Below are 26,489 nucleotides of genomic sequence, written 5' to 3' on the forward strand. Positions count from 1 at the left end.
AATGCTTTACTGAATAGACTGATCCTGCTGATTGGCAAGAGGAGATGATCAGGTCATGCGAGCATCCATACGGCGATATTGGATCGCTTCCGCCACATGTTCGGCTTCGACCGAGTCGCTGCATTCGATATCAGCGATCGTTCTTGCTAGCTTTAGCAATCGGTCATACGCGCGCATGCTGATGCCAAGAATCTGGAATGCATTCTCCAGCAGCTTATGGGCATCAGGCTTCAGCATTGCCGTCTTGCGCAATCCCTCGCTAGTGAGCTCGCCGTTGGTTATAGCGCCCCACCTGCGGTTTCTATCCATTTGGATGGAACGTGCGGCCTCTACTTTATCTTTAAGCTCTGCTGTGGAGCAAATGGTCTCGTTGCCCGGTTGTTCGAAAGAAACCGGCCGCGGCACCTCAATATGCAGATCGAGGCGGTCGAGCAGCGGGCCGGACAACTTGGAGCGGTAGCGCGCTATGACCGGGGCGCTGCAGGTGCATCGCTTCTCTCCATAGTCATGCCCGTAATAGCCGCATGGGCATGGGTTATAGGATGCGGCAAGCATAATATTGGCAGGGAAACGGACTGTAGCTCGTGCTCTTGCGATCGAGACGATCCGATCCTCAAGCGGCTGTCTCAGCAGCTCCAGCACCATGCGCGGGAATTCCGGCAGCTCATCCAGAAACAAGACGCCGCGATGGGCGAGCGTAATCTCGCCTGGCTTCGGTATCGAGCCGCCTCCGATCAGGCCGCCGGATGAGGTGCTGTGATGAGGAGACCGAAAGGGTGGACGGACCATCAAGCCGCCTGCTCCATCCGGCAGCTTGCCGGCGACGCTGTATATTTTGGTCACCTCCAGCGCTTCTTGCTCAGTCAATTGCGGCAGGATGCCCGGCAGGCGCCGGATCATCATCGTCTTGCCGGTTCCCGGAGGACCGCACAGCAGAATATTATGCTTGCCTGCAGCGGCTATCAGCATAGCCCGCTTGGCCTGATGCTGCCCGATAATATCGGCGAAGTCCTCACAGCCGGGACTCCGTCCGTTCTCACTGCCGCTTGCTTCCGGGTTCTCTGCCACAGAGTCATCGATGAACTGGTCCCAGTACGAAGGATAGCCACTCTTGGGCTTAAGCTCGTGCAAATGAGACAGGGCGTAAATGTGGATTCCGGATATCCATGCGGCTTCTTTCCGGTTGGCAGACGGAAGGAGTACGCGTCTAATTCCCATTTTCTTGGCTTGCTCCAACATCGCAAGCACGCCTGTAACCGGCTTGATTCCGCCGTTAAGCGACAATTCTCCGATGAGCAGGACATCTTCCAAAAGAGAGGCCTCCAATTGTCCGCTTGCAGTCAATATTCCGGCTGCAATGGCCAGGTCGAAAGCTGTTCCCTCCTTGCGAAGATCGGCTGGAGCCAGATTGACGGTAATACGGTCCATCGGGAACGAGAAGCCGCTGTTCTTGATCGCGGCTCTGACTCGCTCTACCGATTCGCGAACGGCGGGATCCGGCAGTCCGACTACGCTTACTTGAGGAAGGCCGCTGCTAATATCGACCTCGACCGAGATGTTCTTCCCCTCTACGCCGATTACGCTGGCGCTGTGCATGATGCTGAACAATAAAAAGCACCTCCATTGATGGTCAAATCCATCACGAAGGTGCTTCCTCACGTATCTCATTTCATTCGATTGATTCTTATCATAGCGGCAGGGAACATCGCTGTCAATAACAGTCTGCCCTGCGATTAAAAGACATCAAATAGGTCATACTAGTTGGCGTAAGTCGGGCTTTGATCTCATTTTGAGATGATATCCATATCAAAAAGGTTTGCGCTTTCAAGGAAAAACTAAGGAACTGGACAAGGAAAAGTGCTACAATGATAAAGGTTTGTGTACATATGACTGATTCAAGTCTGTGAAATGGAGGATTTCAACAATGAATATCCATGAGTATCAAGGCAAAGCGGTGCTGAAACAGTATGGTGTAGTCGTGCCGGAGGGCAAAGTCGCATTCTCCGTTGACGAAGCTGTCGAAGCGGCACAAGCGCTAGGAACACCGGTGGTTGTCGTGAAGGCGCAAATCCACGCAGGCGGCCGCGGTAAAGCGGGCGGCGTTAAAGTAGCCAAAAATTTGGACGAGGTTCGCGCGTTCGCGAGCGAAATCTTGGGCAAAGTGCTTGTGACTCATCAAACGGGTCCGGAAGGCAAAGAAGTCAAACGTCTTCTGATCGAGCAAGGCTGCGATATTAAGAAAGAATACTATATTGGCGTCGTACTGGATCGCGGCACTGGCCGTGTGACGATGATGGCTTCCGAAGAGGGCGGCACGGAGATTGAAGAAGTAGCCGAGCATTCCCCTGAAAAGATTTTCAAAGAAGTTATCGATCCGGCTGTCGGCATGCAAGCTTTCCAAGCGCGCAAGCTGGCTTACGCGATCAATATTCCAAGCGAGCTTGTGAACAAAGCTGTGAAGTTCATGCTGGCTCTATACACAGCTTTCGTCGAGAAAGACTGCTCGATTGCCGAGATCAACCCGCTTGTTGTAACGGGTGACGGCAACGTAATGGCGCTTGACGCGAAGCTGAACTTCGATTCCAATGCGCTCTATCGCCAAAAAGAAATTCTTGAGCTGCGCGATCTGGAAGAAGAAGACGCAAAAGAAATCGAAGCGTCCAAATATGATCTTAGCTACATTGCGCTTGACGGCAACATTGGTTGCATGGTTAACGGCGCAGGCCTTGCTATGGCTACAATGGACATTATCAAATACTACGGCGGCGACCCGGCCAACTTCCTGGACGTAGGGGGCGGTGCTACGAAAGAGAAAGTTACGGAAGCTTTCAAAATCATCCTGTCTGACGAGAAAGTAAAAGGCATTTTCGTCAACATTTTCGGCGGCATCATGAGATGCGACGTTATCGCGGAAGGCGTTATTGCGGCTGCAAAAGAGCTTGGCCTTGACCGTCCGCTTGTCGTTCGCCTGGAAGGCACGAACGTTGAGCTTGGCAAGAAGCTGCTGAACGAATCCGGCCTTAACATCGTCGCAGCTGATTCCATGGCTGACGGCGCGCAAAAAATTGTCGCACTCGTAAAATAAAGCCGCTGAACCTGCGGCTGACGATACGCATACGAATTCAATCAGGGGATGTGAGTTAAGTTGAGTATTTTGGTCAATAAGGATACAAAGGTCATCACTCAAGGCATAACAGGCAAAACTGGCATGTTCCATGCCAAGGGAGCTCTCGACTACGGCACGCAGATGGTAGGCGGAGTAACGCCTGGCAAAGGCGGCACGAACGTTGACATTACGCTGGAGAACGGCTCCGTCGTTTCCCTGCCGGTATTCAACACCGTTCTGGAAGCCAAAAACGCAACGGGCGCTACGGCATCCGTTATCTATGTTCCGCCAGCATTCGCAGCTGATTCCATTTTGGAAGCCGTCGATGCTGAGTTGGATCTGGTCATCTGTATTACAGAAGGCATTCCGGTTCTGGACATGGTGAAAGTGAAGCGTTACATGGAAGGCAGCAAGACGGTTTTGATCGGACCGAACTGCCCAGGCGTAATTACGCCAGGAGAATGCAAAATCGGCATCATGCCGGGCTACATTCACACTGTTGGCCATGTAGGCGTCGTATCGCGCTCCGGAACACTGACTTATGAAGCGGTTCATCAGCTGACGACTCGCGGCATCGGTCAATCTTCCGCAGTCGGTATCGGCGGCGATCCGGTGAAAGGCTCCGAGTTCATCGATATTCTGAGTCGTTTCAACGACGACCCTGACACCTACGCGGTTATCATGATCGGCGAGATCGGCGGCACGGCTGAGGAAGAAGCAGCTGAGTGGATCAAAGCGAACATGAAGAAGCCGGTTGTTGGCTTCATCGGCGGCGCAACGGCGCCTCCGGGCAAACGTATGGGCCATGCAGGCGCGATCATCTCCGGCGGCAAAGGTACTGCAGCCGAGAAAATCGCTACGCTGGAAGCTTGCGGCATCAAAGTAGCTCCAACTCCATCGGAGATGGGCTCCACGCTTGTAAGCGTTCTGGAAGAGCAAGGCTTGCTGGAGAAATGCATCACTCGCAAGTAAACATATGATGAAGGTAAGCAACCTTTGGACACCATTCACGGTGTCTGAAGGTTGCTTTTTTTTGTTTGATCGGTATCTACCGACTTGAATGCTGATCGTTCAGTATAGAACTTGGCTAATGGATGTTTTTCATGGAGAGAATCACGGATTCACGCCGTATAAGCTTGGACGTCCAACCTGGGACGGCTTACAAATTTGGCGGCCGACTTGCATTCTGCTTCTCCGTAACGCACAATAGATAGGAATGCAGGCCGGCCCGAAAGAAATGAGGGCTGGTTATATGGATAACGAGCATAGGTTGCGCAGAAGAATGGTCATTGCCTATTATGAACTGCCAGGCATTGGCTGGCATGCCGTTGAGAAAGCGGTGCGTCATCGGTTGTGGCGCAAGCATGACTGGACTTTGCAAGAGCTGCTGGACATCGGTCTTAAGCAGGAGCAAGCGGAGAAGACGGAGTGCTTTTTTCGAGATGCTGCCCGGAGGGAAGCGGCGGGAGCAGGAGCGCTTGAGGATCGAGATGATGTAGCTGTCCTTACGCCTTTCGATGTTGAGTATCCTTCCATACTGCTGGAGATCGCGCAGCCTCCCTGGGTATTATACGCCAAGGGGCGATTGGAGCTGCTGGAGCGTCCAGCTGTTGCGATGGTCGGTACGCGAGTGCCGACAGCCTATGGCAGACATATGGCTTCTGCTATCGCTCAGGAGCTCTCTGAGGCGGGGGTTACAGTTGTGAGTGGTCTTGCTCGGGGGATTGACTCCAAAGCCCATGAAGCGGCAATTGAGGGCCCAGGAGGCACGATTGCTGTTCTGCCAACGCCAATTGATACCTGCTATCCGGCAGAGAACGCTTCTTTATTCCGGCAATTGAGTGAAAAGGGCTTGCTGCTGTCGGAGACTCCGATCGGCACAAAGCTCCATCCTGGCCAATTTCATCAGCGCAATCGCATTATTGCAGCGCTCAGCAGGGCGACCGTTGTCGTCGAAGGTGCTCGCAAAAGCGGCTCGCTGATTACAGCCAAGCACGCGCTTCAGATGGATCGCGAGCTATTTGCTGTCCCAGGACAGATTACGTCTCCAAAAAGCGATGGGCCCAATGAGCTTATACGTGAGGGGAAAGCGCGATTGCTGAGCGAGACGCCGCAGATATTTGAAGAGCTGCCTTGGCTACTCGACCAAGCCGCCCCATTTGGGAGCAGCGGAGCGCATGATTCAGCGATGCTGGAGACAGAATCGCTAGAGCCGGAGGAGCGCAAATTAATTGCTTTTTTGCAGGATCAACCCTTATCCATTAATGAATTGCACGAGCTGTCCGCTATTCCGTTTGGACATTTGAACGCACTTCTGCTAAATTTATGTATAAAACGGAAAATCGAGCTTCAGCCCGGTTCCATATATATAGCATTGTAACTTGTCGTAGAGAGAGGAGGCACCTCGCATGGCAGATTCATTAGTCATTGTCGAATCACCGGCCAAAGCCAAAACGATTGGAAAGTATTTGGGCAGCAAATATATCGTAAAAGCGTCCATGGGTCATATCAGGGATTTGCCTAAGAGCCAGATCGGCGTCGAGGTCGAAAATGATTTCAATCCGAAATACATTACGATTCGCGGCAAGGGCAGCGTGCTGAAAGAATTGAAGGATGCCAGTAAAAAAGTGAAAAACGTCTTTCTAGCGGCTGACCCCGATCGCGAGGGAGAAGCGATCGCCTGGCATTTGGCCCATTACCTGGAGCTGAACGAAAAAGATACTTGCCGCGTCGTATTTAATGAAATAACAAAGCAAGCCGTTAAGGATGCGTTCAAGCATCCGCGGAAAATCAACATGGATTTGGTTAACGCCCAGCAGGCGAGACGGATATTGGATCGTCTGGTAGGCTATAAGATCAGTCCTTTATTATGGAAGAAAGTCAAAAAAGGGCTGTCTGCCGGACGGGTGCAATCTGTCGCGGTGAAGCTGATCATTGATCGCGATAATGAGATTGACGCGTTCGTGCCGGAAGAATATTGGTCGATTACAGCAAAGCTGAGCCATGGAGGCATTGCATTCGAAGCCAAATATCATTCCATTCTTGGAGAGAAGCGTGAGCTTGGCAAGGAAGCCGATGTGCAGGAAGTGCTGCAGGCTATGGGCGGCAATCCGTTCACCGTAGCCCAAGTGAAGGAGAAGGAGCGCCTACGCAATCCGGCTCCTCCATTCATTACAAGCTCGCTTCAACAGGAAGCGGCACGCAAGATCGGGTTCCGCGCATCGAAGACAATGTCCGTAGCTCAGCAGTTGTATGAGGGTGTCGAGCTTGGGAAAGAAGGTACGGTGGGTCTCATTACGTATATGAGAACGGATTCGACCCGGATCTCTCCTGTAGCCCAAGAAGAAGCAAAAGAATATATCGTCGACAAATACGGACCGGATTACGCACCGGAGCAGCCGCGTGTCTACACCAAGAAGAACAGCAATGCACAAGATGCGCATGAGGCGATCCGTCCGACATCGATTCTACGTGATCCGGAGACGATGAAGCCATTTCTTTCAAGAGATCAATTCCGGTTGTACAAACTGGTATGGGAGCGTTTTGTCTCCAGCCAAATGTCCTCCGCGATTCTTGACACGATGACTGTCGATATGGAATCCGGCAAGACGGTGTTCCGCGCTACTGGCTCCAAGGTGAAATTCGCCGGGTTTATGAAGGTGTATGTTGAGGGCAATGATGACGGCACCGTTGAAGAACACAAGTTTTTGCCGCAGCTTGCAGTTGGCGACGTCATCCAGTCGGACAGCATCGAGCCTAAGCAGCACTTCACACAGCCGCCTCCAAGATATTCAGAGGCAAGGCTCGTCCGAACGCTGGAGGAGCTGGGCATTGGCCGGCCAAGTACGTACGCGCCTACGCTGGAGACGATCCAGAAGCGCGGGTATGTAGCGATGGAAGAAAAGAAATTTATGCCGACAGAACTTGGTGATCTGGTCATTCAGTTGATGGAGGAGTTTTTCCCCGAGATTCTGGATGCGGAGTTTACGGCTAACATGGAAGGCAACCTCGACCATGTCGAGGAAGGAACGGAAGATTGGGTAAAGGTACTGGCTAATTTCTATGATTCCTTCGAGAAGCGGCTTGAAGTTGCAGAAGAAGAGATGAAAGAAATTGAGATACAAGACGAGGTATCCGATGAGATCTGCGAGAAGTGCGGCAGACATCTGGTGTACAAGATGGGGCGCTTCGGCAAGTTCCTGGCATGCTCGGGCTTCCCGGAATGCCGGAATACAAAGCCGATCGTCAAAGATATCGGAGTCGACTGTCCGAAATGCGGTGAAGGCCATATTATCGAGCGGCGCAGTAAGAAGGGCCGCATCTTCTATGGCTGCGACCAGTATCCGGGCTGCGATTATGTATCCTGGGATAAGCCGACCGGCAAGCCGTGCCCGAATTGCGAGGCCATGCTTGTCGAGAAGCGAAATCGCAGCGGCGTAAAGCTGCAATGCGTTTCCTGCGATTATTCGGAGGAAGTACAGGATGATGATCAGGAAGAACAGGCGTAGGGTTTGTAACATGGCCTCGCGCTGACTTGCATATCGCACACACGTAACCACACGTCCTCCCTGCATCAGGGAGGATGATGTTGTTTGAAGGACTTCCTCAGGCTTGGCACAGTTTGCCAAGGCAAGTTTATTATTTGCATATAAAACGCACATTTGGCGCTCTTGTTGATTCTATATTAGATCAGCCGTCCCGATTGTGGTATAATCGATCGTCTGCGCCTTGCAATATCATTTATGAAATGAAAAATAGCATCACGCGATGCAGAACTATTCATAATTACGAATCGCCTTATAGCAAAAATAAAGAATCTTAAAAACCCACCAAGGGTTAATCGCGCGAGCTTGGAGCTTGTCTCCGGGCATTGAGCTGAGTCACACGAATGGTTGCCAGTAGATGGGTTGTATCTGAGTACAAACTGGAGCTTGTCCCGAAAGGGGCTGTTCGCACGAACTGGAGCTTAACCGAAAGGTTTGTTTGCACGATCTGGTGCTTGACTGAAAGGTTGTTCGCATAAACTGGGCTTGTCCCGAAGGGGCTAAGCGTTCTATGCAGGCAGGCTCAACAAATCCTCGCTGTAGGTATGTTCGTCATTCAGGCGGGTGTCCAGAGGGGCGCAGCACCTTGGGGCCCTCCCTTGGAAGGGAGGGTTTGGGAGGGTTCGAAATCCCTTGGGAGGGTTCGAAATCCTTTTAAGGGTTTTGGGTTTTAATTCACGGAAAGGAATGAACACCATTGACACAGAAAGTAACCGTAATCGGAGCAGGACTTGCCGGAAGTGAAGCCGCTTGGCAAATCGCCTCGCAGGGCGTGCCCGTTACTTTATATGAAATGCGCCCGGTAAGACAGACACCGGCCCATCATACGAATCAATTCGCTGAGCTCGTATGCAGCAATAGCCTTCGCGCTAATGGCTTGGCTAATGCAGTAGGCGTATTGAAGGAAGAAATGCGCATGCTGAACTCTATTATCTTAAGCAGCGCTGATCTTCATGCGGTGCCTGCAGGCGGGGCGCTTGCGGTTGACCGCGACGGATTCTCCGGTGAAATTACGAGCAGGCTCCATAATCATCCGCTTATTGAGGTGCGTAATGAAGAAGTAACGGAAATTCCGCAAGACGGCATCACAGTAATTGCTACCGGTCCGCTTACGGCGCCGGATCTCTCCAAGCAAATACAGGGTTTGCTTGGCGAAGAATACTTCTACTTCTACGATGCGGCAGCTCCGATTATAGACAAAGAATCGATTGACATGAGCAAAGTCTATTTGGCGTCCCGATATGACAAAGGCGAAGCTGCTTATTTGAACTGCCCGATGACCGAAGAAGAATTCAACGTGTTCTACGAAGCCATCATCACAGCTGAGAAGGCGGAGCTTAAGGAATTCGAGAAAGAAATTTATTTCGAAGGCTGCATGCCGATCGAGGTTATGATGAGCAGGGGCAAGCAGACTGCTTTGTTTGGCCCGATGAAGCCTGTGGGACTGGTCAACCCACATACGGGCAAGCTTCCTCATGCGGTTATCCAATTGCGTCAGGATAATGCTGCGGGTACGCTTTATAATATGGTTGGCTTCCAAACCCACTTGAAGTGGGGCGAGCAGAAGCGCGTATTCTCGCTTATTCCAGGGCTTGAGAATGCGGAGTTTGTCCGCTATGGCGTCATGCACCGCAATACGTTCATCAACTCGCCCAAATTGCTGAAGCCGACTTACCAGACTCAAAACAGGGATACACTATTTTTTGCCGGTCAAATGACGGGCGTGGAAGGGTACGTCGAGTCGGCTGCATCGGGTCTGATTGCGGGCTTGAACGCCGCTCGTGTGGCGAAGGGACTCGAACCTCTCGTATTGCCTGAGCAGACTGCTCTAGGCAGCATGGCTCAATATATTACGACGGCAGATTTCAAGCATTTCCAGCCGATGAATGCTAATTTCGGCTTGTTCCCGCCGCTAGAGAAACGGATCAAGAACAAGAAAGAAAAAAATGAAGCGATTGCGAACCGCGCTTTGGAGCATATTGAGCAATTTAAACAGGAACATTTATCGTCGGCCGCCGTACAGTAACATAGAGGTGTTCAGCCTATCCGGCTGCGATTTGTTCTCAAAACAAGTATTTTGCAACACTATGAATCATAGTACTTAAGCATATGCGCCGGTTGCAACGGTTTGTACCGTAAGAGATGATCCTCTTCATTCGAGGGCGAATACGATTTCTTACTACTTGAAGGAGGCCTGGCCGATGGAAATGCAATTTCATGCGACGACGATCTGTGCGGTTCGTCATGAAGGAAAAGGAGCTATTGCAGGCGACGGTCAAGTGACGTTCGGCAATAGCATGGTGATGAAAAATACAGCGAAAAAGGTTAGACGTCTGTATCGGGGTCAAGTTGTTGCCGGGTTCGCTGGGTCGGTAGCGGATGCGATCACCTTGTTTGAGAAGTTCGAGGCGAAGCTGGAGGAGCACCACGGCAATTTGCAGCGTGCCGCCGTCGAATTGGCCAAGGACTGGCGTTCCGACCGCATCCTGCGCAAGCTGGAGGCAATGATGCTTGTCATGGATAAGAGCGGCCTCTTGCTCATCTCCGGCAACGGGGAAATCATTGAGCCAGATGATGATATTCTGGCTATTGGCTCCGGCGGAACGTTCGCCTTGTCGGCTGCCAGGGCGCTTAAGCGTCATGCACCTGGCATGGAGGCGAAAGAAATTGCGAAGTCGTCCCTGCAGATTGCGGCTGAGATATGCGTGTATACGAATTCGAATATTATTGTAGAAGAAATCGGCTAGTAGAAGAAGCGGAGGCGATGGAGAATGGGAAAAGACGCACTGACACCGCGCCAGATCGTCGCGGAGCTGGATAAATATATCGTTGGCCAGAAGGACGCCAAGCGTTCCGTTGCGGTAGCGCTTCGGAACCGTTATCGGAGAAGCAAGCTGGATGAGACGATACGGGATGAGATCGTGCCGAAAAACATCCTGATGATCGGGCCTACCGGCGTCGGCAAGACCGAAATCGCACGCAGGCTCGCCAAACTGGTCAAAGCGCCGTTCGTTAAGCTGGAGGCAACCAAGTTTACCGAGGTCGGATACGTCGGCCGTGATGTGGAGTCGATGGTCCGTGATTTGGTGGAGATCGCGATTCGCATGGTCAAGGCGGAAAAAACAGAAGGCGTCAAGGATAAGGCGGAGAAACTGGCTAATGAGCGGATCGTTCTGCTGCTTGCTCCTTCCGCGGTGAAGCCGAAGTCGAATAAAAATCCGTTCGAGATGTTGTTCGGCGGCGGCAGCGAAGAGAAGGAAGAGGAGAAAGACCAAGAACAGGATCATTCTCTGCAAGCCAAACGTTATCAAATCCGTGAGCAGCTAGAGGCAGGAAATCTTGAGAATGAAGTGATTGAGATTGAAGTGGAGGACACGTCGCCTAATATGCTCGATATGCTATCGGGCCAAGGTCCCGAAGGCATGGGTATGAATATGCAAGAGCTCTTCGGCCAGCTGATGCCTAAAAAGCCTAAAAAACGTAAGCTCCCTGTGAAAGAAGCGCGCAAAGCGCTCATTCAGGAAGAGGCGAACAAGCTGATCGACATGGACGACGTCATCTCGGAATCGATCATTCGCGCTGAACAAAGCGGCATTATCTTTATCGATGAGATCGATAAGATTGCCAGCCCTTCACGCGGTTCAGGTCCTGATGTGTCCCGTGAGGGCGTGCAGAGAGATATTCTGCCGATTGTTGAGGGATCAACCGTCATGACTAAGTATGGCCCGGTCAAAACGGACTACGTGTTGTTCATTGCGGCAGGAGCTTTCCATGTTGCCAAACCTTCGGATCTTATTCCGGAGCTGCAGGGACGGTTCCCGATCCGGGTGGAGCTGACTAGCCTCAGCCTGGATGACTTTATTAGCATCCTCACCGAGCCAAGAAATGCGTTAACGAAGCAGTATACGGCATTGCTGCAAACGGAAGGCATTGAGGTGGAGTTTTCGCCGGAGGCGATCCATGAGCTGGCGTCTATCGCCGCGGATGTGAATCGCAATATGGAGAATATCGGTGCGCGCAGACTCCACACGATATTGGAGAAGCTGCTAGAGGACCTTTCCTTTGAAGCGCCAGAGCTTTCTTTGGAGAAAATGACAATTACGCCGGAATATGTGCGCGAGAAACTTGGCAGCATTGCCAAAGATCGCGATCTGAGTCAATATATATTGTAGTGGTTACAGTTTTGGGAGGCATTTGGAAATGAGTTTATTGAACAAGACAAGAACGCTGAACCGGCTGCTCCAGCGAGCGGCCGGCAAAGCTCTCAGCTTCAGAGAAATGGCTGAGGTGCTATGCTCTACCGTGCAAAGCAACGTATTCGTCGTAAGCCGCAAAGGCAAAATTTTGGGTTCAGCAGCCGTGGACGTGTATGATCATGATTTTATCCGTAATCTTACGGGGGACGAGCTTCGCTTCTCGCCAGAGACGAATGCCAGTTTCCTGGAGACAGGAGAATCGATGACTAACGTCAAGCCTGAGCCGGACATGTTCCAGTCGCTGACACGCCTGGGGGACCAGGAAATAATGACAGTAGTACCGATTATTGGTGGCGGTGACCGGCTTGGCACGCTTGTGCTGACTAGGCCATCAGGCTCATTTAATGATGATGACTTGGTTCTTGCCGAATATGGGTCGACGATCGTCGGAATGGAGATTTTGCGTGAGCGCGCTGATGAGATTGAGCAGGAGGTTCGCAGCCGCGCCGTTGTCTCTGTTGCGGTAGGATCATTGTCCTTCAGCGAACTTGAGGCCGTAGAGCATATCTTTGAAGAGCTGGACGGGAAGGAAGGCCTGCTGGTCGCATCGAAGATTGCAGACCGCGTGGGCATTACACGTTCCGTGATCGTCAATGCGCTGCGCAAGCTGGAGAGTGCAGGCGTCATCGAGACGAGATCACTCGGGATGAAGGGGACCTATATCCGGATTTTGAACCATCAGCTGCTGCAAGAGCTCGAAAAGATAAAATCATAGGACCTAGTCCGATTTAACCATGGAAGCCCTATCTTTTAATCAAAGATAGGGCTATTTTCTTATTGTAATAATTTAGGGAATTGATGAAGATATTCGTGTCAGCAATAATCGACAGATTTATCTCATTTTTTTAATGTTTTTATGTCGAATGAAGAAGGAATGAAGATTATTCTGTTGAATAGGTAACTTAAGATTTCTATAGCGAAAGTGGTGAAACTACATGAAATTGTTGAATGGCGCAGCATTTCAACGGATGGAGGCTGCGGCCTATGCTGCAGAAATCAGGCAGCGCGTCATCTCGAACAATATTGCTAACGCCGAGACGCCGCATTTCAAACGATCAGAGCTAGTATTCGAGCAATTGCTAGAGGAAACGATGGGGCCAGAACGTAAATTGGCGGGTCGAAGCAGTGACAGCAGACATATTTCGATCGGCTCGAACGCTTCCAGATTGCCTGTTGCTGAGGTCGTAACCGACGAATCGACTACCATGAACAACAATAAGAACAACGTCGACCCTGATCGTGAGATGTCACTTCTTGCCAAGAACCAACTGAGCTATTATTTGTATACCCAGCAAATTAATCATGATCTGAAAATGATGCGTACCGCAATAGAAGGGAGGGGCTAGACGATGAAATTGTCAACGGGATTTGATGTAAGCGCATCGGCGCTAACGGCGCAGCGCATGCGGATGGATGTCATCTCCTCCAATATTGCCAATGCCGAGACAACACGCGGAAGCTTCGTTAACGGAAAGTTCGAACCGTATAAGCGGAAGCTGGTCGTGTTGGAACCGAATGGGCAATCATTTTCGAATGTCCTTGCCAATGAGATGGGGCGCAATGGAACTGCTCAAGGGGTAAAGGTAAGCCGCATTCAAGAAGACCAGACGCCAAACAAGCTGGTATACAATCCAACTCACCCCGATGCAGATGAAAGTGGTTATGTACATATGCCGAATGTTGACGTAGCAAAGGAAATGGTAGATATGATTGCAGCATCGAGAGCCTATGAGGCGAACGTCACAGCGATCAACGCCACAAAGTCGATGTTTATGAAGGCGCTCGAGATCGGCCGAGCTTAAATCCGTAATAGACCGGAGGGAATATAATGATTCAATCGATGTCACTGGGCCCGGTGGCCCCAGCTAAGATGGTACAGACCAAGCCGATTGAGCAAGCGACTCCGGCTGAGTTGACACAGAGCTTTGGTCAGTACCTGCAGAAGGCGCTTGAGAGCGTCGGCGCTCAGGAGAAAAACGTTCATAAAATGAATGATCAATATTTGGTCGGTCAGGTGGACGTGACGCAGGTGCTTCTGGCGGCAGAGCAGGCTCATCTCAGTTTGCAGTTTACCTCACAAGTCCGCAACAAGGTTGTTGAGGCATATCAAGAAATTATGCGGATGCAAATTTAATCGTACTTTTTTCCTAGCAAAGTATTTGGGTGAGGTGACAATGTGAACGAGAGATTCGCCCAATATCGCGAACGGCTCAAGCTGTTCTGGAGCCAGATGGGCAGAAAACAAAAAATATGGTTGGGGGCATCTATTAGCGGATTGTTGTTGGCGGTCATCCTGCTGACAATCGTGTTCACGAGAACGGAATATGAACTCGCGTTTCAAAATCTGGATGCGACAGATTCTGCAGCGGTCATGACTTATTTGGACGCGAACAGTATTCCATATAAGCTTGAGGCAGGTGGCACAAGCATTATGGTTCCAAGCAATGTGGCATCCCGAGTGAAAGTGGATGCAGGCTCTCAAGGCTTGGTGCAGAACGGTTCTATCGGCTTTGAAATTTTTAGCTCCAATTCGTCTAAGCTTGGCACAACGGAAAATGAATTCAATGTGCTTTACCAGAATGCGCTCAATGGCGAAGTTCAGAAATTGCTTAACGGATTGCAAGGGGTTGAAAATTCCAAGGTTTTGATCAACTCGCCGGAGGAAAGTGTATTTCTGAGACCGGAAGATGCGACTAAAGCATCGGCTGCGATTGTCATGCAATTCAAGCCTGGCTACAGACCGAATCAAAAAGAAATCGACGGCTATTACAATTTGGTGAGAGCTACAGTGGCTGATCTTGCGATCAAGGACATCACGATTTCTTCCAAGCAGCATGGCGAACTGGTTTCCTCTGAGGCAGGGGGAGTCGGAACAGGGAGTACAGACCTGGTTGAGTTGCAGTTCCAAATTCAAAGCAAATACGAGTCGGACCTTAAGAAGAATATCCAGGAGTTTCTTGGTCGTATGGTAGGCACCGACAATCTGGTGGTCAGTATCTCCAGCAGCATGAACTTTGATAAGAAGCTGACACAGGAGAGCCTGGTTAGACCTCTGCAAAATAACAACAACAATGGCATTGTTCTGAGTGAAGAGTTGAACAGCTCGTCTTCAACGGGATCTTCCGCGCAAGCGGGTGGAGTAGCAGGGACGGGCGAGACAGATATACCGGGTTATGAAGCGGCCGGACAAGGCAGCAATTCGTCAGAATCAAACTCGCAAGTTCGGAATTATGAATTTGACCGAATCAATAACAATATCGAATCTGGGCCTTTTGTCCTAAAAGACTTGTCCATCAGTATTGGTGTTGAAGCAGCGCAGCTTAACGACGAGGATTCTAGAGCGGCAATTACCAATTACTTGACTACTTTGGTTCGCTCCCAGCTCGCTGATTCGGGACAGGATGTTAATGATGACGCTCTAATCAACAAAAAAGTTTCGCTTATCGCAAGAAATTTTGCGGAAAGTGCCACGGCAACTCAAACAAGCGGTCTTTCCATGCCTTGGGCAATCGGCATCGGCGTTGCTGCGCTGGCCATTATCGGCGGACTCGTCGTTATGCTCACACGCAGACGGAAACAGGCGCAAGTTGAGGAAGTGGAGATGGCTGCTGCTCCTTCTAAAATGGAGTATCCGACACTTGATTTTGAAAGTGTCAATAACGACAGCCAAGCACGTAAAAATCTTGAAACACTCGCCAAACGCAAGCCTGACGAATTCGTCAACCTCCTTCGCACCTGGCTTGTGGATGAATAGAGGTGCTGTAATTGTCTAAACCAACGCAAGGCTTATCGGGACGCCAGAAGGCGGCAATCTTGTTAATTACACTAGGTCCTGAAGTGTCGGCGCAAATCTTCAAGCACCTGCGAGATGAAGAGATCGAACAGCTTACTCTTGAAATTGCGAATGTACGGAAAGTCGACAGCCATGATCGAGAGCTGATCCTGAGTGAATTTCATCAGATCTGTCTGGCGCAGGAATATATATCGCAAGGCGGCATTACGTATGCCAAAGATATTTTGGAAAAGGCGCTTGGCGAAGCGAAAGCTCTGGAAGTTATCAATCGTCTGACGGCAACGCTTCAAGTACGACCGTTTGACTTCGCTAGAAAAGCAGAGCCGACGCAAATCCTGAACTTTATCCAAAATGAAAACTCGCAAACGATCGCACTCGTGTTATCGTATCTGCAATCCGAGCAGTCATCGCAAATTCTGTCTTCCTTGCCGCAAGACAAGCAGGCGGATGTTGCAAGAAGAATTGCGCTTATGGATAGCACATCACCGGAAGTTATCTCTCATGTTGAGCGGGTGCTGGAGCAGAAACTATCGGCGACGGTTACACAGGACTATACGAATGCGGGCGGTATTGATTCAATCGTACAAATATTGAACGGCGTAGACCGCGGTACGGAACGGACCATTCTCGATGCGCTTGAGATTCAAGATCCGGAGCTGGCGGAAGAAATCAAAAAACGGATGTTCGTATTCGAAGATATCGTCAATATCGACAACCGTTCCATCCAGCGCATCATCCGGGATATCGAAAACGCAGATTTGCAGCTTGCGCTCAAGGTGGCAAGCGAAGAAGTTCGCGAAGCGATCTTCCGCAATATGTCCAAGCGTATGGCCGAGACGTTCAAGGAAGAAATGGAATTCATGGGTCCTGTGCGGCTGCGTGACGTGGAAGAAGCCCAAACCCGAATCGTGGCTACGATTCGCAGGTTAGAAGAATCGGGTGAAATCATCATCGCACGCGGTGGAGGAGATGATATCATTGTCTAATTTGATTAAATCTTCCAGTGTTATTCCATTGGATCAACTGAAGCAGCTGAAATGGCTCAATCCTTACCAGGAGCCTGAACGCTCCGATATGGACATGGAGCCGCTCGCGGAACCGGGTCCAGACGAAGAAACGGTGATGCTCCGGGATCAGATTTTGGAGGATGCCGAAACATTTGCTGAAAATCGACTTCAGGAAACCGCGCAGGAATGCGAGAAGATGCTCGCTGATGCACAAGCCCAGATCGATGTATGGTGGCTCGAAAAACGGGAGGCAGACGAGCTTGCCTCTACAGAAGCCAGGACATCCGGCTATGAGCAAGGTTACGCTGAAGGGAAAACAGCATCCGAGGCGCAATTGCGCGAGAACTGGGAATCCAAAATTTCGGAAGCAGCTGAAGTGCTACAGCACGCTTACGCTTCACGAGAACAGATCATTCAGGAGGCCGAGCCGTTCCTGGTGGAACTTAGCTGTGCTATAGCCGAGAAGATTATCGGCCAACAGCTGTCGCTAACACCGGATGTAACGATTGATATGATTCGCCGCTCATTATCCCGCAGACGGGAGCAAGGCGTAATTACGCTATGTGTAGCTCCTTCGCAGCTGACATTCGTACAGGCTGCACGCGAAGAGCTCCATGCGTCGATTGATTCACAAGCGGAGCTTCAGATCTTGCCGGATTCTTCGGTCAAGGATAACGGTTGTGTCATACGCTCCGCTTACGGCAGCATTGACGCAAGAATCGATACCCAATTGTCGGAGATTAAACGCGAGCTGATCGCGCTTGCCCATCAGAACGATGAAAGAGGACATGCGGATGAACGCGAGTGATCTTGACGCCCTGAAGTATCTCGAACACCTTAGACCGCTTGACCCGGTTCGCGTGAATGGCAAGGTGACGCAGGTTATCGGACTGACCGTTGAATCAGAAGGACCGGACGCGAGCATCGGCGATCTATGTTATATCTATCCGTCGAAAAGCGCTAAGCCGCTGAAAGCGGAAGTGGTTGGCTTTCGGGACAACAAGGTTATCCTGATGCCTCTGGGCGATCTGCATTCCATTAGCCCGGGCTGCGATGTTGTCGGTACTGGCAAACCGCTTACCGTACAGGTAGGCTCCGAGCTGCTTGGCAAAGTGCTGGACGGGCTCGGCAATCCGCTCGACGGTTCGTACTTGCCTAGCCGGATGCATCACTATTCGACCCATAATGAGCCAAGCAATCCGCTCAGCCGCCCCCGGGTGACAGAGCCGCTAAGCATCGGCGTGCGGGCTATAGATGGACTGCTGACTGTCGGCCAAGGCCAACGGGTTGGCATTTTCGCAGGTTCCGGGGTCGGCAAGAGTACACTGCTAGGCATGATTGCCAGAAATACATCAGCGGATGTAAACGTCATTGCTCTTATCGGTGAACGCGGCCGCGAGGTGCTGGAGTTCATCGAGAAGGATCTGGGTCCGGAAGGGCTTGCAAGATCTGTGGTTATTGTAGCTACTTCCGACCAGCCTGCGTTGATCCGGATGAAAGGCGCGTTAATCGCAACGACCATTGCGGAATACTTCAGGGATCGCGGTCTGAACGTCATGTTGATGATGGATTCCGTTACGCGTTATGCGATGGCCCTGCGTGAAGTCGGACTCGCTATTGGCGAACCTCCCGCTACAAGAGGTTATACGCCGTCTGTATTCGCCGCACTGCCCAAGCTGCTGGAACGTGCTGGGACGGGACCGACAGGTTCGATTACCGCATTCTACACAGTTCTGGTAGACGGCGATGATATGAATGAGCCGATTGCCGATGCGGTACGGGGCATTCTGGATGGACATATTGTGCTCAGCCGCCATTTGGCGCATAAGGGACATTTTCCCGCTATCGACGTACTGGCATCCGTCAGCCGCGTCATGAAGGAAATTGTGACCGAAGAGCAGCAGGATGCAGCTAATGATCTGAAACGACTTCTTTCTATTTATAAGGATTCGGAAGACTTGATCAATATTGGGGCGTATCAACAAGGTTCCAACAAAGAAATTGATCTTGCTCTCGAATATATCGACGCCATTCATTCCTTTACGAGGCAAAAGACGAATGAAAAAGTGACGCTTAGCGAATCGCAGGAACGATTGGTGAACGAATTTCACAGGAGTTGAGTCATAGGTGGCTTCCTTTCATTATTCTTTTCAAAAAGTCGTTGATTTGAAGACAAGCCAAAAGACCCAGCAGGAATGGCTGTTATCAAGTGCGTTGGGAGCTCTGTCAGCAGAGGAGAAGTCGCTGCATGAGCTACAGGAGACGAAGCTTGAATGGGAAGAGCGGCTTCAAGCGGCTTCGCAACGTGCTGTGCCGCTTGCGGAATTGCAGATCATTGGTCAATATCTGGATTATCTGCAGACTTGTATCGAGAGCAAGCTGCTGGATGTGAAGAAGGCAGAGCGGGTCGTCGAGCAGAACCGCTCGAAGCTGGCGGACAGAATGAAAGATGAGAAAGTATGGCTCAAAGCAAAAGACCATGCCATGGATCGCTTCCGGCAAGCGCTGCAGCTCAAGGAGCAGAATGAGCTGGATGAAATGGCAACTGTCCGCTTTATCATGCCAACCCCATAAGTGAAGCGTAACACCGGCTAGAGGAGTGAGTGGAATTGGCGGATAAAGAAGTAGAAAAACAAGGCTACAACGCATTTGAACGATTGATGTTCATGTTAATACCCATCCTGTTTGTCATCGTGCTGCTTGGCGTGCTCTATGCGATGTTCGATTCAGACTTCCGCAATCGTGCGCTGGAATTCGGACAATCCATTCCTGTTGTCAAAAATGTGCTGCCTGAACCAAAGGTGACCGGAGGCTCTATGGATGACAGTCAGATCCGCTCCATTAAAATGATGGAGAAGATCGAAGAGCTTGAGACGGAGCTTGCCTCCGTCAAGCAGGAATTGGCTGTTGCAAATGGGGAAAAAGGTGCTCAAACAAATGCGGTTCAGGATTTGCAGTCGGAGAACGCGCTTCTGAAGCAGCAGACCGAAGACAAAAGGTTGGAAGACGAGGAATATGCGGCCAAGATTACGGAACTCGCCAGCATGTTCTCAAAGATGACGCCAAGCAAGGCCGCTCCTATTGTACAGAACATGACGACGGATGAGATCGTATTGCTGTTCTCCTCCATGAGACCGGATGACCGGGTGCGCATTATGGAGAAGATGGATCCGCGCATTGCGGCTGAGGCTACCATGAAGCTGAAGGACAGTCAAAATGCGAAGGATATGCAGATTGCCGCCTTGCAAGCCCGACTGGACAAAACGGAGAAGGCGGAAGAGAAGCCGGTATCGGCTACGCTTAATCAGGAACAGCTTAATGCAACCTTTACCTCAATGGATGCGAAGAGCGCAGGGGAGATGCTTATCAAAATGATGGAGATCAGCCCAAGCAAAGTGATCCGGATTTTGAATTCAGTAGAAGATGCGGCACGATCCGCAATTTTGACGGAGATGTCCAAAGCGGATAAAACAGCGACGGCGAATATCATGACGAAGCTGATGTCCGGCACATAAGGTTATGGGACTCCTTCCAGACACTATTGAACGGGAAAGGAGGTGAATACATATGGAAATGATCATTCCAGGCATGGCCGTTACAGGACAGGCATCCGCGATCAGCGGAACGGCAACGACGAAAACAGGTACAGGTACAGGAGCGGAAGGCAGCTTCAAGCAAGCGCTTGTACAGCAAATCGTCGGCGAGTCGACTCCATCGGGCACATCCGCACAACAAGCGGGACTTCTTGGCGTTATTACGCCTCAGAATACGGTTGTAACTCTGAATGCAGCTGAAGCAGCTGTCTCAACAGAAGACCTGATGTCACTGATCGACGGATTGATGGACAAGCTGGATGCCGCAACGGAGAATGAGGGTACAGATTCCGGCAGCATGCTGGATCAGCTGCAATCGATGTTGTACGCGCTCCAGGCTTTGCTTGCCTTGCTCGGAATTCCAACCCCGCGCACCTCGAATAGTGCATGGGATACGGAAGAGTCAGGCGGCATGGCTCAGAATGCTCAAGCGCTTGAACAGACAAAAGCAAGCATGCAGGTTGGACTTATTCAATTGCAAACGCTGCTGCAGCAAGGTTCGTTGAAGCAAGTTCAAGGACAAGAGCCGCTCACGCTCATCGCCAATCAATTGCAGGCTATGTCCGCGGCTCTGGAGACGGATGAATCTGGCAAGAAGAATGGAGCTCTGAAAGCCGATGCTGATGCATTGCCTTCATGGCTAGTGGCTCAACCTGCTTCTTCCAAGGATGCAAGTGCTCTTCTGCAGAGATTATCTCAGCAGACTGTACATCCGTCAGCTCTTCAGGCGGTAATGTCTGCGTTGAGCGAGGGACAAGCGGTTCAAACGCAAGCTGACCCTCAAGCTCAAGTTCCTGCAGATCAATCGGCTGCTGCTCAGTTGCCGCTTGTAGGTCCGCATAATGTTCGTGACTTTGCACCGCTTCTTGCAAGATCGGCTGCGCCTACCGCGTTTGTGCTCGCAGACAGTTTTGCTGATACGATGAATGGGCTGATTGTTCAGAAGTTCAACATCCGCTCTGTAGACGGATTGTCAGAAGCCAAGCTTAAGCTGTTCCCTGAGCAGTTAGGACAGGTAGATGTGCGCATTTCGATGCAGAACGGCGTCTTGACAGCGATGTTCCAGACCGACACAGCCAAAGCCAAAGATCTGCTGGAAAATCAGATGGCTCAATTGCGGGCAGCTTTGCAAGCACAGGGGCTGAACGTGGAGAAGCTTGAGGTGACGCAAAGTCCAGCATCTATGGAGCTGTCGCATCAGCAAGGCGGAGCAGGTCAACAAGGCAAGCAGGGCTCAGACAACCGTTCTGGCTTTGGGGAAGATGAGAATGTAACGGATAACGCGTTTGAATCCGAACTGGTCGAGCAAGCCGCGATTCAAGGATTGGGTTATGGACGCGCTATTAATGAAACGGCTTAACGGCTTATACGAGAAGCATCGATCGGAGGTGAATCGTAATGGCAGAAGGTGTATCTCCACGTTTGGTTTGGCCGGACTATCACAAAAACAATGTACAGGCGGCAGCTAAGCGAGAGCCCTCGGATACGCTGGGCAAAGATCAGTTTCTATCGATTCTGGTCGCGCAGCTCCGTAATCAGGATCCGATGCAGCCGATGCAGGACAAGGAGTTCATCGCACAGATGGCTCAATTTACATCTGTTGAGCAACTGATGAATATGAACACGGCGCTGACGCAAATGCGCAATAGCATTGGTTCGGCATCCAGCCTGATCGGCAAGTGGGTGCAATGGAATGAGTATGACGAAGCGGGCGGGATACAGACGCTTAGCGGCCAAGTCGAATCCATTGTATCGAAAGACGGCATCCTTTATTCCAGAATTGGGGACAAGGAAGTTGCGCTGGATTATCTGTTGTCTATCTCGGAGAGCGAACCTCAGCCACCGTCCACGGATGGCGACTCGGAAGAGGAGGCAACGCCATGAGCGACAGTATGAAGATCGGCCACTTGTATCCCATAAGAACTGCGCCGCTGCAGCTTGACAAGGCTGCGAGAGGTCAGCAGGGAAAGACGCCTTCATCTACTGAATTCCGAGATATGCTGGAATCGCAGGTATTGAAGTTCAGCCATCACGCCGAGATGCGGATGGAGCAGCGAGGGATTCAATTGCAGCCTGAATCGCTGACGCAAATCATGCGAGCGGTCGATGATGCTGCATCCAAAGGTGCAAAAGATTCACTCATTGTATTCAAGGATATTGCGATGATCGTGAACGTTCCGACGCGCACTGTCGTTACGGCGATGGATGGCAAGCAGATGCAAAGCAACGTTTTTACGCAGATTGACAGTGCTATTATTTTGTCTTGACAGAGGCTGGACCGTACAGGAGGCCTCAGGCTGCGGATCGACTGAAGCAGCCGTGAGTCAAATACAACCCATTGGAGGAATAAAGCATGCTCAGATCCATGTATTCAGGCGTTTCCGGTATGAGAGGGTTTCAAACCAAGCTTGACGTAATCGGTAACAATATCGCAAACGTGAATACCGTCGGTTTTAAAGCCGGTCGCGTTATGTTCTCGGACATCCTTAGCCAGACCGTGTCCGGCGTTACGGCTCCTGAGGAAGGCGAACGCGGCGGCGTTAACGCCAAGCAGATCGGTCTTGGCGTATCGATTGCTTCCATTGATACCATTCATACGGCAGGCAGCGCCATGACTACAAACCAGGCAAGAGACGTACGTATTGACGGCGATGGATTTTTTGTAGTTTCCGCTGGCGACGGCGCTGAGATGATGCTGACACGCGCAGGTAACTTCAACCTGGATGCGGCACGTCAATTGGTTACAGCTGATGGTTTGTTCGTACTCGGCATCGATGGCGCACCAATCGTACTGGATGAGGAAGTCACGGCATTCAGCATCAGCCAAGACGGCACCGTTCTGGGCGTTACGCCTGACGGCCAAGTAGAGGTAGCTCAGTTGGGACTCGCGAAGGTCGTTAACCCAAGCGGTCTTGAGAAGCTTGGCGGCAACCTGTATCGCATGACGGTCAACGCGAATCCGGACGGCGAGTTCGAGCTGCTGGCTGCCAATGACCCTGAATTCGGAACTGGCGCTATTATCTCTGGTCAGCTGGAAATGTCCAACGTCGACTTGACGGCTGAATTCACCGAAATGATCGTTGCACAGCGTGGATTCCAGGCCAACTCCAGAATCATTACGACTTCGGACGAGATTTTGCAGGAAGTCGTTAACCTGAAACGTTAATCGATAAGATAGGAATGAACTAAGCGGGAGGCTACCAGCCTCCCCTACATAAGAGGGGGGTAGCTGATGATTACCGTAACGCGTTTAAACGGAACGAAAGTAACAATAAATGCACTTTTTATTGAATTGATTGAAGAGGCTGCTGATACGGTTATAACGCTTACGACCGGCAATAAGCTGGTTGTTAAAGAGAAGACTAGCGAGCTCATCGAGCTGAATCAGCAGTTTCTTCAAACAATTGGCCTCGTTGCAGCGGCCCAAAAGAGTGAATAACAGGAGGGTCCTTCGACATGAAAAAAATGTTGCCTTGGTTAATAACCATTTTGCTATCCATTACGCTCATCGCAATCGTGGCCATATTTTTGTTCAACTCGCTGACTAAAGATCCGTCAGATGCAGAGGCGGCGAAAAAGCCTGTGAAGATCGAAGTATTGTCGGCGAAAGAACGCGTGGAGGTAACATCAGAGCTTAAGGATTTCCGTCGCAACCTAGCGGATTCCAAAAATGTTGTCATTGTTAGCTTTGCATTCCAACTGGATTCCAAGAAGACAAAAGAAGACTTCGACAAAGTGCTGGAGATCGAGATTAAGCCAATCATTAGCCGAACACTAGCAGATATGACGGCAGAAGACCTTAACGGATCTGTTGGCGAAGACGCGCTGGAAGCGAAACTGCTGAACCTGATTAACCCTGTCATGCCGAAAGGCAAGCTGGTGAAAGTAGAAATTACAAACATTATGGTCGCAAGAATGTAAATCCATCAGTAGCGAGATTCCTCGAAGGGGGTGAGAGAAGTGGTTGATGTTTTATCGCAGAACGAAATTGACGCGCTGCTCGCTGCGTTGTCCTCAGGTGAAATGGATGCTGAGGATTTAAAGAAGGAAGAAATTTCGCGCAAGGTTAGTGTATATGACTTCAAGCGTGCCGTTCGTTTCTCGAAGGATCATATCCGAAGCTTGACACGCATTCACGAAAACTTCGCGCGATATTTGACAACCTATTTCTCGGCGCAGCTTCGCACGTTTGTTCAGATTAACGTCGTTGACGTAGAACAATTGCCTTATGACGAGTTTATCCGCTCCATTCCGAAGATGACGATATTGAACATTTTCGAAGCTGAGCCGCTCGAGGGACGCATGGTGCTGGAGGTTCATCCGAACGTCGCCTACGCCATGCTGGATCGCATGTTAGGCGGACAAGGGATTGCGCCATCAAAAATCAACAATCTGACTGAAATTGAGACGACCATTATGGAGCGCATCTTCGCAAGAACGTTCGACAGCTTGCAGGAAGCGTGGAAGACGGTTATCGATATCTCGCCAAGACTCGAAGCGCTGGAGACGAATCCGCAGTTCATGCAGATCGTATCTCCGAACGAAACGATTGCACTTATTTCATTCAGCACCAAAATCGGCGATACAACGGGCATGATCAATCTTTGTATCCCGCATGTCGTGCTGGAACCGATTATGCCAAGATTGTCCGTCCATCACTGGTTTGTATCGCAGAAGAAGGAACGGATTCCGGAAGAGGTTGAAATTCTGGAACAACGCGTGAATAAAGCCAAGCTGCCAATCGTAGCAGAGCTGGGAGAAACCTCGATAACGATCCATGAGTTTTTGAACCTGGCAATCGGCGATGTGTTAACGCTCAATAAATCAGTTGATGAAGGTCTGAAAATAAAAGTTGGTGAGAAGTTGAAATTTATCGGCAGCCCTGGCTCAATTCGAGACAAGATGGCTGTTCAGGTGGAAGAGATTGTAAGCGAAGGAGCGGAAGAAGATTATGATGAGTAAGGATTATTTGTCACAAGAGGAAATTGACGCGTTACTTCGTCAATCCTCTAACGAACCAGATGACGTACAGTCTCCATCGAATGAAGTGCAGCTTTCCGATTACCTGTCCTCCATGGAGCAGGATGCTTTGGGCGAGATCGGCAACATTACATTCGGCAGCGCTGCTACTGCACTGTCAACCTTGCTGGGAAAAAAAGTAGACATTACAACGCCGCAAGTGACGCTGGTCAGACGCGAAGAGCTCGGCGATATTTTTCCTAAGCCTCATGTTGCGGTAAGCGTTCAATATGTTGACGGCTTCGAAGGCATCAATTCCCTGGTCATTCGTACGAAGGACGCCCAAGTCATCGCCGATCTCATGCTTGGCGGCGAGGGCGAAGTAATAGCTCAGGAGCTGAATGAAATTCATATCAGCGCTGTACAAGAAGCAATGAATCAGATGATGGGTTCGTCCGCGACGTCCATGTCTACTATCTTTAATCGATTTGTCAACATTTCACCTCCGGGCATTGATATTCTGGATGTGAACAACGGAGACGGTATGAATCACTTGCCGCCAGTTGACGTATTTATCAAAATTTCATTCCATCTGACGATTGGGGACTTGATCGACTCCACCATTATGCAGTTGCTTCCGGTTTCCTTCGCCAAGCAGATGGTTTCGACCCTGATGGGAACGATGGAAGAGCCATTAGCGCCGTCCGATGCGCCTGCAACCCAGCAAATTGCTGCGGCAGCGGAACAACAAGCGGCGGTGCAGCAGACAGCTGCAGCCAATGTGCCGGCGCCTCCGCCACCGATGACGCATCAAGCGCCTCCACAGCCTGCAGGACAGCCAGCAGCGGCTTACGATCCGTATGGTGCGCCTCCGGCCGGATTCGCTCAAAGCGCAAGTCGCAATGTAAATGTTCAGCCCGTACAATTCGCGAATTTCAGCCAGCCTCCATATGCGCCGACTGACGGAACGAATTTGAATTTATTGCTCGACATTCCGCTGAAGGTCACTGTAGAATTAGGAAGGACCCAGAAGCAAATTAAGGATATTCTGGAGTTGTCGCAAGGCTCTATCATCGAATTGGACAAGCTGGCAGGCGAGCCGGTTGACATTCTGGTCAATAACAAACTTATCGCCAAAGGCGAAGTCGTTGTTATCGATGAGAACTTCGGCGTTCGTGTTACAGATATCGTAAGCCAATGGGACCGCATTCAAAAATTACAATAACATCCT

26 protein-coding genes are annotated in these 26,489 nt (G+C 50.6%); 25 read left to right on the forward strand and 1 reads right to left on the reverse strand.

Annotated features, from left to right (window positions below):
• Window positions 1-48: 48 nt before the first annotated feature.
• On the reverse strand, window positions 49-1,608 hold the full coding sequence (locus tag AC0YNW_RS03935; protein ID WP_475830824.1) for a YifB family Mg chelatase-like AAA ATPase: 1,560 nt from the start codon (window positions 1,606-1,608) through the stop codon (window positions 49-51).
• A 316-nt stretch (window positions 1,609-1,924) separates the two neighbouring features.
• Here AC0YNW_RS03935 and sucC point away from each other — a divergent pair, with 316 nt between their 5' ends.
• From sucC to fliY, 25 genes are all read left to right on the forward strand, one after another.
• On the forward strand, window positions 1,925-3,085 hold the full coding sequence (sucC, locus tag AC0YNW_RS03940; protein WP_387474686.1) for an ADP-forming succinate--CoA ligase subunit beta: 1,161 nt from the start codon (window positions 1,925-1,927) through the stop codon (window positions 3,083-3,085).
• A gap of 60 nt (window positions 3,086-3,145) precedes the next feature.
• Window positions 3,146-4,078: a succinate--CoA ligase subunit alpha gene (gene sucD / locus AC0YNW_RS03945; RefSeq protein WP_387474688.1), complete on the forward strand. Its 933-nt coding sequence runs from the start codon at window positions 3,146-3,148 to the stop codon at window positions 4,076-4,078.
• Between the two features lie 280 nt (window positions 4,079-4,358).
• Window positions 4,359-5,486, forward strand: coding sequence for a DNA-processing protein DprA (gene dprA / locus AC0YNW_RS03950; protein ID WP_475830825.1), 1,128 nt, complete (start codon window positions 4,359-4,361; stop codon window positions 5,484-5,486).
• Window positions 5,487-5,514: 28 nt separating this feature from the next.
• A complete protein-coding gene (gene topA, locus AC0YNW_RS03955; RefSeq protein WP_387474692.1) occupies window positions 5,515-7,614 on the forward strand; it encodes a type I DNA topoisomerase in 2,100 nt (699 codons plus the stop codon).
• Window positions 7,615-8,347: 733 nt separating this feature from the next.
• Complete coding sequence (gene trmFO, locus AC0YNW_RS03960; protein WP_475830826.1) at window positions 8,348-9,676, forward strand: FADH(2)-oxidizing methylenetetrahydrofolate--tRNA-(uracil(54)-C(5))-methyltransferase TrmFO; 1,329 nt, start codon at window positions 8,348-8,350, stop codon at window positions 9,674-9,676.
• Window positions 9,677-9,851: 175 nt separating this feature from the next.
• On the forward strand, window positions 9,852-10,397 hold the full coding sequence (gene hslV, locus AC0YNW_RS03965; RefSeq protein ID WP_387474696.1) for an ATP-dependent protease subunit HslV: 546 nt from the start codon (window positions 9,852-9,854) through the stop codon (window positions 10,395-10,397).
• Window positions 10,398-10,421: 24 nt separating this feature from the next.
• Entirely contained in the window at window positions 10,422-11,822 is a 1,401-nt protein-coding gene (hslU, locus tag AC0YNW_RS03970; protein WP_387474698.1) for an ATP-dependent protease ATPase subunit HslU, read from the forward strand.
• Window positions 11,823-11,850: 28 nt separating this feature from the next.
• Window positions 11,851-12,621: a GTP-sensing pleiotropic transcriptional regulator CodY gene (codY, locus tag AC0YNW_RS03975; protein WP_387474700.1), complete on the forward strand. Its 771-nt coding sequence runs from the start codon at window positions 11,851-11,853 to the stop codon at window positions 12,619-12,621.
• Between the two features lie 220 nt (window positions 12,622-12,841).
• Window positions 12,842-13,252: a flagellar basal body rod protein FlgB gene (gene flgB / locus AC0YNW_RS03980; protein ID WP_475830827.1), complete on the forward strand. Its 411-nt coding sequence runs from the start codon at window positions 12,842-12,844 to the stop codon at window positions 13,250-13,252.
• Between the two features lie 3 nt (window positions 13,253-13,255).
• Window positions 13,256-13,708 (forward strand): flagellar basal body rod protein FlgC, encoded by a 453-nt coding sequence (gene flgC, locus AC0YNW_RS03985; protein ID WP_475830828.1) that lies wholly within the window; start codon window positions 13,256-13,258, stop codon window positions 13,706-13,708.
• 26 nt (window positions 13,709-13,734) lie between these two features.
• A complete protein-coding gene (gene fliE, locus AC0YNW_RS03990) occupies window positions 13,735-14,040 on the forward strand; it encodes a flagellar hook-basal body complex protein FliE (protein WP_475830829.1) in 306 nt (101 codons plus the stop codon).
• 42 nt (window positions 14,041-14,082) lie between these two features.
• Entirely contained in the window at window positions 14,083-15,660 is a 1,578-nt protein-coding gene (gene fliF, locus AC0YNW_RS03995) for a flagellar basal-body MS-ring/collar protein FliF (RefSeq protein WP_475830830.1), read from the forward strand.
• Between the two features lie 11 nt (window positions 15,661-15,671).
• Window positions 15,672-16,685: a flagellar motor switch protein FliG gene (gene fliG, locus AC0YNW_RS04000; RefSeq protein WP_387474710.1), complete on the forward strand. Its 1,014-nt coding sequence runs from the start codon at window positions 15,672-15,674 to the stop codon at window positions 16,683-16,685.
• On the forward strand, window positions 16,678-17,514 hold the full coding sequence (locus AC0YNW_RS04005; protein ID WP_475830831.1) for a FliH/SctL family protein: 837 nt from the start codon (window positions 16,678-16,680) through the stop codon (window positions 17,512-17,514). Before fliG ends, AC0YNW_RS04005 begins: the two co-directional genes overlap by 8 nt.
• Window positions 17,501-18,826: a flagellar protein export ATPase FliI gene (fliI, locus tag AC0YNW_RS04010; protein WP_475830832.1), complete on the forward strand. Its 1,326-nt coding sequence runs from the start codon at window positions 17,501-17,503 to the stop codon at window positions 18,824-18,826. Before AC0YNW_RS04005 ends, fliI begins: the two co-directional genes overlap by 14 nt.
• A 7-nt stretch (window positions 18,827-18,833) precedes the next feature.
• Window positions 18,834-19,280, forward strand: coding sequence for a flagellar export protein FliJ (fliJ, locus tag AC0YNW_RS04015; protein ID WP_475830833.1), 447 nt, complete (start codon window positions 18,834-18,836; stop codon window positions 19,278-19,280).
• A 29-nt stretch (window positions 19,281-19,309) separates the two neighbouring features.
• Window positions 19,310-20,221, forward strand: a complete 912-nt coding sequence (locus AC0YNW_RS04020; RefSeq protein ID WP_475830834.1) for a MotE family protein — start codon at window positions 19,310-19,312, stop codon at window positions 20,219-20,221.
• A gap of 52 nt (window positions 20,222-20,273) precedes the next feature.
• Window positions 20,274-21,659: a flagellar hook-length control protein FliK gene (locus AC0YNW_RS04025; RefSeq protein ID WP_475830835.1), complete on the forward strand. Its 1,386-nt coding sequence runs from the start codon at window positions 20,274-20,276 to the stop codon at window positions 21,657-21,659.
• Window positions 21,660-21,697: 38 nt separating this feature from the next.
• The gene (locus tag AC0YNW_RS04030) at window positions 21,698-22,183 is read left to right on the forward strand and encodes a flagellar hook capping FlgD N-terminal domain-containing protein (protein WP_475830836.1); all 486 of its coding nucleotides are present in this window, start codon (window positions 21,698-21,700) and stop codon (window positions 22,181-22,183) included.
• Window positions 22,180-22,566: a TIGR02530 family flagellar biosynthesis protein gene (locus tag AC0YNW_RS04035; RefSeq protein WP_475830837.1), complete on the forward strand. Its 387-nt coding sequence runs from the start codon at window positions 22,180-22,182 to the stop codon at window positions 22,564-22,566. The genes AC0YNW_RS04030 and AC0YNW_RS04035 overlap by 4 nt, the downstream gene beginning before the upstream one ends.
• A gap of 86 nt (window positions 22,567-22,652) precedes the next feature.
• On the forward strand, window positions 22,653-23,465 hold the full coding sequence (gene flgG / locus AC0YNW_RS04040) for a flagellar basal body rod protein FlgG (RefSeq protein WP_475830838.1): 813 nt from the start codon (window positions 22,653-22,655) through the stop codon (window positions 23,463-23,465).
• Between the two features lie 66 nt (window positions 23,466-23,531).
• Window positions 23,532-23,738: a flagellar FlbD family protein gene (locus AC0YNW_RS04045; RefSeq protein ID WP_116043501.1), complete on the forward strand. Its 207-nt coding sequence runs from the start codon at window positions 23,532-23,534 to the stop codon at window positions 23,736-23,738.
• A 17-nt stretch (window positions 23,739-23,755) separates the two neighbouring features.
• A complete protein-coding gene (locus AC0YNW_RS04050) occupies window positions 23,756-24,220 on the forward strand; it encodes a flagellar basal body-associated FliL family protein (protein ID WP_387474729.1) in 465 nt (154 codons plus the stop codon).
• Between the two features lie 39 nt (window positions 24,221-24,259).
• Entirely contained in the window at window positions 24,260-25,261 is a 1,002-nt protein-coding gene (fliM, locus tag AC0YNW_RS04055) for a flagellar motor switch protein FliM (RefSeq protein WP_475830839.1), read from the forward strand.
• On the forward strand, window positions 25,251-26,483 hold the full coding sequence (gene fliY, locus AC0YNW_RS04060) for a flagellar motor switch phosphatase FliY (protein WP_475830840.1): 1,233 nt from the start codon (window positions 25,251-25,253) through the stop codon (window positions 26,481-26,483). Before fliM ends, fliY begins: the two co-directional genes overlap by 11 nt.
• Window positions 26,484-26,489 lie beyond the last annotated feature (6 nt).

The sequence above is a fragment of the Paenibacillus sp. J31R120 genome, assembly GCF_056269225.1.